The organism is Zongyangia sp. (assembly GCF_965361945.1).
In genome coordinates, this window is sequence record NZ_CBDTOK010000008.1 from 1 (window position 1) to 10,145 (window position 10,145).

Annotated in this window: 10 protein-coding genes; 9 read left to right on the forward strand and 1 reads right to left on the reverse strand. The window is 50.0% G+C overall.

All coding sequences use genetic code 11. From position 1 onward, the window contains the following. Positions 1–207 precede the first annotated feature (207 nt). Positions 208–567, forward strand: coding sequence for a type II toxin-antitoxin system PemK/MazF family toxin (locus ACZ25G_RS00585; RefSeq protein WP_191482922.1), 360 nt, complete (start codon positions 208–210; stop codon positions 565–567). A gap of 186 nt (positions 568–753) precedes the next feature. Here the strand turns inward: ACZ25G_RS00585 and murC are convergent, their stop codons facing one another. Beyond that, a complete protein-coding gene (gene murC, locus ACZ25G_RS00590) occupies positions 754–2,133 on the reverse strand; it encodes a UDP-N-acetylmuramate--L-alanine ligase (RefSeq protein WP_191482926.1) in 1,380 nt (459 codons plus the stop codon). Positions 2,134–2,375: 242 nt separating this feature from the next. Between murC and spoVG the strand changes: the two genes are divergently transcribed. The 8 genes from spoVG to ACZ25G_RS00630 all read left to right on the forward strand — a co-directional run bounded on the left by spoVG (position 2,376) and on the right by ACZ25G_RS00630 (position 10,016). Next, a complete protein-coding gene (spoVG, locus tag ACZ25G_RS00595) occupies positions 2,376–2,669 on the forward strand; it encodes a septation regulator SpoVG (RefSeq protein ID WP_463681171.1) in 294 nt (97 codons plus the stop codon). Positions 2,670–2,854: 185 nt separating this feature from the next. Further along, on the forward strand, positions 2,855–3,739 hold the full coding sequence (gene dpsA, locus ACZ25G_RS00600; RefSeq protein ID WP_224771626.1) for a dipicolinate synthase subunit DpsA: 885 nt from the start codon (positions 2,855–2,857) through the stop codon (positions 3,737–3,739). After that, positions 3,726–4,298, forward strand: a complete 573-nt coding sequence (locus tag ACZ25G_RS00605; RefSeq protein ID WP_191482919.1) for a dipicolinate synthase subunit B — start codon at positions 3,726–3,728, stop codon at positions 4,296–4,298. The genes dpsA and ACZ25G_RS00605 overlap by 14 nt, the downstream gene beginning before the upstream one ends. 182 nt (positions 4,299–4,480) lie before the next feature. Further along, positions 4,481–5,368 (forward strand): MurR/RpiR family transcriptional regulator, encoded by an 888-nt coding sequence (locus ACZ25G_RS00610; RefSeq protein ID WP_463681176.1) that lies wholly within the window; start codon positions 4,481–4,483, stop codon positions 5,366–5,368. Then, positions 5,365–6,609, forward strand: a complete 1,245-nt coding sequence (locus ACZ25G_RS00615) for a BaiN/RdsA family NAD(P)/FAD-dependent oxidoreductase (protein WP_463681172.1) — start codon at positions 5,365–5,367, stop codon at positions 6,607–6,609. Before ACZ25G_RS00610 ends, ACZ25G_RS00615 begins: the two co-directional genes overlap by 4 nt. A gap of 23 nt (positions 6,610–6,632) precedes the next feature. Continuing rightward, the gene (cmk, locus tag ACZ25G_RS00620; protein ID WP_463681173.1) at positions 6,633–7,295 is read left to right on the forward strand and encodes a (d)CMP kinase; all 663 of its coding nucleotides are present in this window, start codon (positions 6,633–6,635) and stop codon (positions 7,293–7,295) included. 52 nt (positions 7,296–7,347) lie between these two features. Further along, positions 7,348–7,944, forward strand: a complete 597-nt coding sequence (locus tag ACZ25G_RS00625; RefSeq protein ID WP_463681174.1) for a lysophospholipid acyltransferase family protein — start codon at positions 7,348–7,350, stop codon at positions 7,942–7,944. Between the two features lie 32 nt (positions 7,945–7,976). Then, a complete protein-coding gene (locus ACZ25G_RS00630; RefSeq protein WP_463681175.1) occupies positions 7,977–10,016 on the forward strand; it encodes a bifunctional 4-hydroxy-3-methylbut-2-enyl diphosphate reductase/30S ribosomal protein S1 in 2,040 nt (679 codons plus the stop codon). Positions 10,017–10,145: the final 129 nt, after the last annotated feature.

Consider the following 10,145-nt stretch of genomic DNA (forward strand, 5'->3'; position numbering starts at 1 on the left):
AAAGCCGGGGCGAAAGGGACGTGCCGCGTATGCAGTACTGTCTCCCAATGAGTTGTGGCGAAAGGAATGACTTGCTTTAGTGAAACACAGAGGCAAGCCGATGATAAAAAGCAATTTTTTATCATCGCCATGATTAAGTTTTGTCTTTTGGGGGAACAATAAGCTCAGGATGCATCCGAGTAAATCAAAGGCGGAGCGTGAGTCAGCGTGACTGTCAAACGAGGCGATATTTACTATGCGGATCTCAGCCCTGTAGTCGGTTCCGAACAGGGAGGATTGAGGCCGGTACTCATAGTACAAAATGACGTGGGGAACCGTTACAGCCCTACGGTCATAGCAGCCGCCATCACCAGCCAGAAGGAAAAAACAAAGCTTCCAACCCATATTGACGTCAGCGGTACCCAGTGCGGGCTTTCCCGAGATTCCGTAGTGCTGCTGGAACAGATCCGGACCATTGACAAAAGACGGCTCAAGGAGAAAATGGGGAGGCTGGACGACGGCGCAATGGAACCGATCAACAAAGCACTTTCCATCAGTTTTGGATTGCCAGACGATCATCGGCGCTAGTGAGGATACATAAAAGCGTCGGACGTAAAAACAAATGCTGTAGAAGGAATATTATAACGACGCTTTTATGCAGCTTCCAGCGCCGTGCAGGACCGGAAAGATTTTCGGGTGCCTGTAAATAAAAGCAGAGGAGGACAAAAGCCCTCCTCTGCTTATTTTTCTTCTTTTATATAGCCCGACTTCGCCTTAAAGTGTCAGCATCATATTGGCGCATTTATTGACATCGCCGCAGCCTAGCGTGATGACCAGATCGCCGTCCTCCGCATGGCTCATGACATACTGGGCAATCTCAGGAAACTCAGGAAACCATACACACCCCTCGATTTTCTCCGCCAGATCCTTGGCGTAGATGTTATAGGTGTTTTTTTCCCGCGAGCCCATGATTTCAGAAAGGACCACCTGATCGGCGATGGAGAGGGACGCTGCAAAATCATCCAACAGCATTTTGGTCCTAGAATAGGTAAAGGGCTGAAATACCGCCCACACCTTTTTATAGTGCATGGACTTGGCAGCCTCTAATGTGACCTTGATTTCCGCCGGATGGTGGGCGTAATCGTCGGCAATAGTAATGCCCCGCACCTGGCCGAGAATCTCAAAACGGCGTTTAGCCCCGCCGAAGTGGGACAGTCCCGCGGCCGCCTGCTCCGGGGTGGCGCCGGCCTGGAAAGAGGCCACAGCAGCTGCGACTGCGTTGAGAACGTTGTGATGGCCGGGCACAGCGATGACCATCCGGGACAATAGGCCGTCTGCCTTGCTCCACAGTTCAAACTGGGTATGCCGTTCCGAGATCACCTGAATGTTCCGGGGGAAATAGTCGTTTTCTTCTCCAAAGCCAAAGGTAATCACCTTTTTGTCGAGCCCTTCCAGAGCCTTCATGGAGTTTGCATCGTCACCGTTGACCAGGATAGCCTTGGTGGCGTTGGAGGCAAACTTGTGGAAAGATTTGATGATATTTTCCACTGTGCCGAAGTAGTCCAAATGATCGGCATCTATGTTGAGGATGACTGCAATATCAGGATAAAGCTTTAAAAATGTGTCAACGAATTCACAGGCTTCACATACCATGGTATCACTTTCTCCCACCCGGCCGCTTCCGCCGATGAGAGGGAGTTTTCCACCGATAACCGCAGTGGGATCCAAATTAGCCTCCACCAAGATCTGGGTAATCATCGAGGTAGTGGTGGTCTTTCCATGGGTGCCGCTGACACAGATGGCGTTGGAATACTGACCGGTGACAATCCCCAGCAGCACAGAGCGTTCAATGGCAGGCACATCCGACTCCATTGCGGCAATTAGTTCGGGATTGTCGGCCATGATAGCCGCTGTGTAGACGATAAGGTCCGCCCCTTGGATATTCTCGGCTCTTTGTCCCATAAAAATCGGGATGCCAAGGGCCCGCTCCGCAGCTAGAGTATCGGTTTCATTATTATCAGAACCGGTGATATAATAACCTTTTTTATGGAGAATCTGCACCAGGGGATACATACCAGATCCACCGATGCCGATAAAATGGAGATGCTTTTTCCCCTGCAATATATGAATGTCCGCGTGGGTCACTTTGGCCATGGATGTATTCAAACCTTTCTATGGAAAATCTGCATGAAGCTGCCTTTTCTATTATATTGCGCTTTGCCCATAAAATAAACACTTTTCTAAGATTTTTGTGGTGGGAAGGCAAAAAAAGGCTCCAAATGAACTTTTTTGTTTTTTTCCAGTGAGATGCTTCTGTCATGAATAACCTTTTCCCAATTGCTTCATAATTAACAGTGTAAACATGCAGAGATTTTGACAAAGAAAGGGAAAATGCCATGAATATTACAGACATCCGTATTCGAAGAATTTATCAGGACACCCGGCTGAAGGCACTGGTATCTATTACAGTGGACAATGGCCTGGCGGTCCATGACATCAAGGTCATTGAGGGGCCGGAGCGACTTTTTGTAGCTATGCCCAGCCGCAGGGAGGAGAGTGGTACGTTCCGCGATATTGTTCACCCCATCACCCCTGAGGCTCGACGCATGATGGAGAGCATGATATTGGAGCGCTATCACGAACACCTGGCTCTTCTGGAGGAAGAGGCGGAACAGGAACACCGTCAGTAAAGGGAAAAGTACGGGCTACAGTCCCAATAAAAATGGAACTTGTTTGGATAGGTCCTCATAGGATATAGAAGAAAATCCTGTGAGGACTTTTTATTTGGAAACAGATAGTTTTGCTCATCAGGCCAGACAGAAGAATACAGACAGTCTATAATTTTGACGGCTGGGAGGGTTCCCTTGTGAAAGAGATGAAGACAATTGCAGTGGTGGGAGGAGACCTGCGGCAGATGTATTTGGCACAGGCATTTGTCCAAAGCGGCTATACCGTGTATGCGGTAGGCTTTGATGAGGGTGTGGAACCGCCCGAAGGTATCATCATGTCTGACCGTGCTGATATTGCGCTTTCGCTATGCGATGCTGCCATTTTTCCGTTGCCCATGACACTGGATGGTAAGACGGTGAATATGCCCCTCTCCAAGCACACCTTGGATCTTGATGATTGCGCAAAGCAGCTTCCGCCGGCATCCCTGGTCTTTGGGGGACGGATAGATGAAAATACACAAGCTATTTTTGAGAGGACAGGGCATCCTATTGAAGACTATTTCAGACGGGAGGAATTCGCGGTACATAATGCCCAGGCGACGGCGGAGGGAGCAGTGGAGATCATCTTGCGGGAACTGCCTACCACCATCTATCAGCGCCGCATTCTTGTAACCGGATTTGGCCGTATTTCCAAGGCGCTGGTGCGGATTCTCACCGCCATGGGAGCGAAGGTGACGGTAGCGGCGAGAAAATACGGCGATCTTGCTTGGGCCGAAATTTGGGGATGCCAGGGAGTTCATCTTTCAAATCTGGCCGAATGCATTGGGGAGCAGGACGTGGTCGTCAATACCGTACCTGCCGTGGTTCTGCCCCGACAGATGCTTTCCCGGCTCAGTTCCAGCTGCCTGCTGGTTGATTTGGCATCCAAACCCGGCGGTGTGGATTTTGAGACAGCCAAGCAACTGGGGCTGAAAACCATCTGGGCGCTATCCCTCCCTGGAAAGGCCGCCCCGGTGACGGCCGGAGAAATTGTAAAGAACACCATTGTTAATATGATTGCCGAGAGGAGGGAAAGAGATGGAAAAAATTAGAGTAGGGTTTGCCATGTGCGGCTCATTCTGTACATTCTCCAAGGTGCTGCCAGAAATAGAGCGTCTTGTGGAGTTGGGCTATGATGTGGTACCTATCATGTCAGAGTTTGCCTATGCAACCGATACCCGATTTGGAAAGGCGGAGGATTTTATTGCACAGGTCGAGGAGATGACAGGGAAAAAGATCATCCATACCATTGATGAGGCTGAACCCATCGGCCCTAAAAAGCTTTTGGATGTGTTGGTCATCGCCCCCTGCACAGGAAATACCCTGGGAAAACTGGCCTGTGGGATCACCGATTCCAGCGTAACCATGGCGGCCAAAGCACACATCCGCAACGCAAAGCCGGTGGTTATTGCCGTGTCCACCAATGACGGCTTAGGGGCTTCGGCCAAGAACATCGGGATGCTGCAAAATGCAAAATATATCTATTTTGTTCCCTATGATCAGGATGATCATATCCATAAACCATCGTCCCTGGTAGCAGATTTCACCCAGATTGCACCTGCTATCCAAATGGCGCTGAAAAACGTGCAGATTCAGCCTGTCATTCGGTAAATAGCATAAAATGCAGGAAACATTTTGTTTCCTGCATTTTTGATGGAAAAAAGTGCGGGTTCATCTTGCATTTTGCAGCCCAAGCGGATAAAATGAAAGAGAACGGCAAAGAACGGGGGCGCATGTTCTTTCCACCTAAAAACGCTCCTGTGATAGAGACCGGAAAGGATGAAGACAATACCATGAGCGTAGATTTACTGGCGATGATTGAGGGCAAGATGTCCAGCTTTTCCAAAGGGCAAAAGCTCATCGCTCGCTACATTATAGAGCATTATGACAAAGCGGCCTTCATGACGGCCTCCAAGCTGGGCCAAACGGTCGGAGTTAGCGAATCCACGGTAGTCCGTTTTGCGTCAGAGGTAGGTTTCGAAGGCTATCCCCAGTTGCAGCGCAATATCCAGGAGATGATCCGCAACAAATTGACGGCGGTGCAGCGGATGGAGGTCACCAATGAGCAGATCGGCAATTCCGATGTACTGGAAAAGGTGCTGAATCTGGATATTGAGAAAATCCGCCGGACCTTGGATGAAACCTCAAAGGAGGTTTTTGCCGCGGCGGTGGAGGACATTGCAACGGCAAAAAATATCTATATTCTGGGAATCCGCAGTTCCACCACCTTGGCTGGATTTCTCAGCTTTTATTTTAACCATCTGTTTGAAAATGTACGGCTTGTCAACACTTCCAGTACCAGTGAGATGTTTGAGCAGATGCTACGCATCGGCAAGGGAGATATTTTTATCGGTATCAGCTTTCCGCGTTATTCCAAACGGACGGTTAAGGCGCTAAAATACGCTTCTGACATGGGTGCCACAGTGGTGTCCATCACCGACAGCAAAATGTCCCCCATCGCCCAAGGGGCAGATCATCTGCTCCTTGCGAGAAGTGACATGGCTTCTTTTGTGGATTCCCTGGTTGCTCCCCTGAGCTTGATTAATGCCCTGATTGTGGCGGTTGGTCTCAAGAAAAAGGATGAGATTTCCAAGACCTTTTCTAAGCTGGAGCGGATTTGGGATGAATACAACGTTTATGAAAAGATAGAAGACGAAGACAATACGGATCATCAGTTTTGAATGAAAGTAGGGAAGTCATGGAGCAAAAGATAGTGGTCATTGGCGCCGGCGCCGCAGGGCTGATGGCGGCGGGACAAGCTGCCAGACGGGGACGGTCTGTCCTGATGATAGATAAAAATGATCGTCCTGCCCGCAAGGTGATGATCACCGGAAAGGGCCGGTGCAATGTGACCAATGACTGCGACAATGAGACCTTTCTCAAAAATATCCGCTCCAACCCCCGCTTTCTCTATTCCGCCATCGCGGGTTTTTCCACCGCCGATACCATGGAGTTCTTTGAAAATCTAGGCGTGCGGCTAAAGACGGAACGAGGCAACCGGGTTTTCCCCGTCTCAGATCGTGCCGCCGACATTGTGGATGCCCTCAGCGCGTTTGCGAAGGGTGCGGGCGCCCGTTATCAAAAGGGGCGCGTAGAGAAGATCCTATCCGGGGCAGAGGGCGTGGAAGCTGTTGTATTGGCAGATGGGGAAACCATCGCTTGTACTGACGTCATTGTGGCGACAGGGGGAGAGAGCTACCCGGGAACAGGTTCCACAGGAGATGGATACCGGCTGGCTAGGATGCTGGGCCATGAGGTGACCCGAATCCGTCCCTCCCTGATCCCGATTGAAACGGAGGACAGCTTTTGCAAAGAAATGCAGGGGCTTTCTCTGCGAAACGTGACACTGACGGTCACCAAAGGAAAGAAAAAGATATTTTCGGAGCTGGGGGAGATGCTTTTCACCCATTTTGGTGTATCAGGGCCCCTGGTCCTTTCAGCATCATCCCATATGGATGATGAAATAATGGGAGAATATGTACTGCATATTGACTTAAAGCCAGGACTTTCTCCTGAACAACTGGATGCACGGCTGCTCCGGGATTTTGAAAAATATAAAAACAGGGATTTTTTGAATGCTCTAGGGGATCTTTTGCCAAGGAAAATGATTCCTGTGATGGTGCGGCGCTCGGGTATTGAGGGGACAAGCAAGGTCCACCAAATTACACGTCAGCAGCGCCGGAACCTTGTGGAGCTGGTGAAAGACTTTACCATCATACCCAAAGCATTCCGCCCTATCAATGAAGCCATTGTAACGGCCGGCGGAGTCAGTGTCAAACAGGTGGATCCCAAAACTATGGAGTCCAAACTCTGCCGGGGCCTTTATTTTGCAGGAGAAGTGCTGGATCTAGATGCTTATACCGGTGGATTTAACCTGCAGATTGCATTTTCTACCGGTTTTGCGGCTGGAACCCATGTATAAAATAAGCTTGAGGGAGTATTGTTATGAAAGCGGTTGCCATTGACGGGCCCGCCGGTGCGGGCAAGAGCACTATCGCCAAGGCGGTGGCGGCAAAACAGCAGTTTATCTATGTGGATACCGGCGCGTTGTATCGGTCTATCGGCCTCTATGCCGTGCGCTGTGGCAAGGATTACACAGACGGGACCCAGGTGGTCCCATTGCTGCCGGAGATCAGTCTCCAACTGCGGTATGTAGAGGGGATTCAGCGGGTTTTCTTAAATGGGGAGGATGTCAGCGACCTCATCCGCACCCCGGAGATCGCCATGGCGGCGTCAGGGGTGTCGGCCATCCCACAGGTACGGGAGTTCTTGTTTGATCTACAGCGGGATATGGCCAAGGAAAACAATGTGGTGATGGATGGCCGGGATATTGGCACTGTAGTGCTGCCCGATGCGGATGTGAAAATCTTCCTCACGGCGTCGCCAGAGGCGAGAGCACACCGTCGGTATGACGAACATCTGGCCAAGGGAGAAAAGGTTTCCTATGACGATATTCTCCAGGATGTCATTACGAGAGACTATAATGATTCCCATAGGGCGGTGGCTCCGCTGAAACAGGCGGAAGACGCCGTTTTGGTAGATACCACCAATCTTGATTTAGAGCAAAGCATTCAGACAGTTATGAAAATTGTGGAAGAAAAGATATAGCATCGACCTATTGACGAAAGGACAAGCGGGGACGATCCCGAGGAAGAGTATCATGAGTTTTTATGGATTTGCCAAAGTGATCGCGTGTAATACGCTGAACTGGTTTTTTAAAGTAAGGATTGAGGGAAAAGAAAATATCCCACCCGAGGGCGGCTATATTCTCTGCGCCAACCATCGCAGCTATGCCGATCCGGTATTTGTGGGCGGTGCCACACCTCATCAATTGCATTTTATGGCCAAGGCGGAGCTGTTTAAAAACCCGTTTTTTAGTTTTTTGATCCGCCATCTGGGCGCTTTCCCTATTGAACGGGGAAAAGGGGACACCACAGCGATAGAGACAGCCATTGGGTTACTGAAAAGCGGAAAGGCCATGGTCATGTTTCCAGAGGGTACCCGTTCTAAAGACGGAAAGCCCCTGCGCGCGAAATCGGGCGTGGCTATGCTGGCCTATCAGACGGGGGCGGATATCCTCCCCATGAGCATTAGCTTTGGAAAAAGACTGCATTTCCGATGCGGGGTTACCATCCGGATCGGAAAGCTTATTAAAAATGAGGAGCTGGGGATCACCGAATTGGTTCCCTCTCAACTCAAGTTTGCAAGCAACCTGATTATGGAGCGGATTGTGGAAAACCTTGATCCTGTGGAATAGTTTGCAAGGAAGATTTTTCAGGAGGAAGAAAGATGCCGGTAACTGTGGCACAAACCGCGGGCTTTTGCTTTGGAGTGGAACGAGCGGTTCAGATGGTGTATGATACCTTGAGGCGGGGGGAGAAGGTCTGTACCTTGGGCCCGATTATCCATAACCCGCAGATGGTAGAGGAGCTCAGTAAGGAAGGCGCATCCATCGCAGATTCAGTGGCCCAGGCGCCACAGGACAGCACATTGGTGATCCGTTCCCACGGCGTGGGGATGGAGGCTTATGAAGAGATTGCCGCTCGGAGCTTGCGCTGTGTAGACGCCACCTGCCCCTTTGTGGCAAAGATTCATGCCATCGTGTCAGAAAAATCACGGCAGGGCAATGCTGTACTCATTGCCGGGAACGCCAATCATCCCGAGGTACAGGGGATCTGCGGCCACTGTCTGGGACCTGTTTACGTTTTTCAAACACCGGAAGAACTCACAAAAATTGCGGAAAAAAATTCAGAATTGCAGAAAAAACCGGTCATTTTGGTTTCCCAGACGACTTTTAATAAAAAGGTGTGGGAAAAATCCGTAGAAATGGCGAAAAAAGTATATACAAATCTCGAGATTTTTGCTACAATATGTAGTGCTACGGCTAGACGGCAAGAGGAAGCGTTTTCTCTGGCCGGGAAGTCGGACTTAATGATAGTTGTCGGTGGACGTCACAGCTCTAATACGTTAAAGCTGTTTGATATATGCAGCGGAATATGTGAAACTGTTTTGATTGAAACGGCGGAAGAACTGTTTGACTATGATTTCGGCGGCAAAATCAAGGTTGGCGTTACTGCCGGAGCATCAACACCGGCTTTTATAATTAAGGAGGTACAAACAACCATGAGTGAAATTTTGAACAACAATAACATCGAGGAAGATGTGAATTTTGAGGAGGCTTTGGAACAGTCCCTCAAAAGTACATATAATGGAGAGAAGGTAACAGGCATTGTCACTGGCATTGCGCCCAATGAGATTTCTGTGGACATCGGCACCAAGCACGCCGGCTATGTGCCCCTCCATGAACTGACCGATGATCCTACCGCAAAACCCGAAGACATTGTTAAAAAGGGCGATGAGATCAACCTGATTGTTGTCCGTGTCAATGACGTTGAGGGTACCGTTATGCTTTCCAAACGCCGTTATGATGCCATTGCTGGTTTTGAGAAAATCTGTGAGGCTGCTGAGAGTGGCGAGATCCTGGAAGGTGTTGTTGTCGAAGTGGTCAAAGGCGGCGTCATCGCTACCACCAACGGTGTGCGGGTCTTCATCCCGGCATCCCAGGCCACTGCTAGCAGAAACGACAGCTTGGATGATCTGCTGAAAAAGCAGGTTAGATTTAAGATCCTGGAAGTAAAACCGGAGCGCCGTCGTGCTATCGGTTCTATCCGTGCCGTACTCAGAGAAGAAAGAAAAGCACTGGAAGAGAAGTTCTGGAGCGAAGTGGAAGTGGGCAAAGTTTACCACGGCGCTGTTAAGAGCCTGACCTCCTATGGCGCGTTTGTCGATCTGGGCGGCGTGGATGGTATGGTCCACATTTCCGAGCTCTCCTGGAGCCGGATTAAGCATCCGTCTGAGGTGTGCAACGTAGGCGATGTACTAGAAGTCTATGTCAAGGATATTGACGCTGAGAATAAAAAGATTTCCTTGGGCTTCAAGAAAGCAGAAGACAATCCTTGGGAGATCCTCAAGAGAGATTACCCAGTGGGCACCGTTTGCAAGGTGAAGATTGTTTCTATGACCGCTTTTGGTGCCTTTGCACAGATCATTCCGGGCATTGACGGACTGATCCATATTTCTCAGATTTCCACCGAGCGGATTAACAAACCGCAGGATGTCCTTTCCATCGGACAGGAGGTCGAGGTTAAGATTACTGACATCGACTTCGAGAAGAAGAGAATCAGCCTCTCCATGCGGGCACTGATTGAAGAGAGAGAGAAGGCCGCACAGGAGGCCGCTGTCCAGGAGGACATGCAGTCTATGCAGGCATTCGCTCAGCAGCAGGCAGAAGCCGCAGCAGAGGAGTCCGCTCCTGAAAGCGCAGAATAGTTATAGTTAAGAAGACGACGCAGGTGTCTGCGTCGTTTTTTTATTATGCTTTAGCAAAGAAGCCCCAGCGGTAAGTCGCTGGGGCTTCAAAAACCGCCGGCTATGCCGGTGGGAGTTTAGAGCTTAAGC